1 protein-coding gene is annotated in these 1,285 nt (G+C 39.7%); it reads left to right on the top strand.

Going from position 1 to position 1,285, the window contains the following annotated elements; genetic code table 11:
* Positions 1-24 precede the first annotated feature (24 nt).
* Positions 25-1,227, top strand: a complete 1,203-nt coding sequence (locus tag BFU02S_RS15865; protein WP_066372778.1) for a Ger(x)C family spore germination protein — start codon at positions 25-27, stop codon at positions 1,225-1,227.
* Positions 1,228-1,285: the final 58 nt, after the last annotated feature.

The following is a 1,285-nucleotide window of genomic DNA, read 5'->3' as shown; positions in this document are numbered from 1 at the left end:
GCTCGTGGATAAAGGAGGGGAAAAATGGGCAAAAGCCGTAAAACCCCCGTTATTTTACTCTCACTCTCCTTATTTTTACTTTTAAGTCTTGCAGGATGCTCAAGCAGTAGCAGAGAAATCGAAAAGAGGAGTTTGGTCATCGGACTTGCGCTGGATAAAGGGAAGGAATCGAAAACAGAGAAAATATTGAATGAAAAAGGGGTTGGATATTCAAAAAGAAATCTCGTAACGATCACCCATCAAGTGGTGATCACCCAAGCAACCAGTAAAGGAGCAAAAGAAGGATCCACACAGCCAAAATCTTATGTCAACGTTTCTTCAACAGGAGATTCCCTAATTCAGACAGTTCAGGAATTATCACTCCGAACATCTCGACCCATGTTTGTCCAACATATGAAAGTAGTCGTCATCGGCGAAGAATTGCTCCGTAAGATGAACTTGCAACAAGTACTCGATTTATTATTCCGCGATTACGAAATACGCGAAAGTGTTCTCGTGTTTGCAAGTAAAGGTCGGGCAAGTGATACGCTTGAATTGAAGGAAACATCTGAATTCCCAGCCTTCCTTCTAACTGGTATTTCGGAAAATCAATTCAAATCGACAAGGATTTTACCGCAAGTCACATTGGCGAAATTAACAGGCAAAATGAATTCCAATTCCAGTTTTCTTTTGCAAAATGTCATTGCAGGGAACAAAGAAATTAAATTTGCCGGTGTTGCCGTCATCAATGGAAAAACGAAAAAGCTGCTCGGTTATTTAAATGAAGATGAAGTTGAAGGACTTACATGGATCACGGGAAAAGGGAAAGGTGGAATTGTGAAAACCTTCGATACAAAAACACATCAACTGGTCACCTACGAGGTGTTATCGATCAAAAGTCATATTCAGCCTCATGTGAAAGGAAGTAACATTTCTTTTGATGTCAAAGTGGAGGCAAAGGGACGTTTACCCGAACATTGGGTTCTTTCTGACAAAGCGTTTAAGAACGAATTTATCAAGCGAGTAGAAACCGATTCCGAAAAAGAAGTAAAACGACTCGCTGAACATACATTAAGAATAATACAAAATAAGTACAAAACAGATGTAGCAGGATTCGGAAACCGCTTGAGAATCAAGTACCCTAAAGTATGGGAAAAAGTAAAAAAGGATTGGGATCAAACATTCAGCAAGGTACCTATTACATATAGCGTGAAATTGAAGATCAACGAGTATGGTACTTCGGGCTAGGAATAGCAAAAATGGAGTCTGTCGATCATCCTTTTTCCTCACTTTATTAAACAAGGGG

The organism is Neobacillus fumarioli NBRC 102428, assembly GCF_001591485.1.
Classification (GTDB): Bacteria; Bacillota; Bacilli; order Bacillales; family Cytobacillaceae; genus Neobacillus; species Neobacillus fumarioli.
The sequence above is the reverse complement of the archived record's forward strand: the minus strand, read 5'-3'. Positions and strand labels throughout refer to the sequence as shown.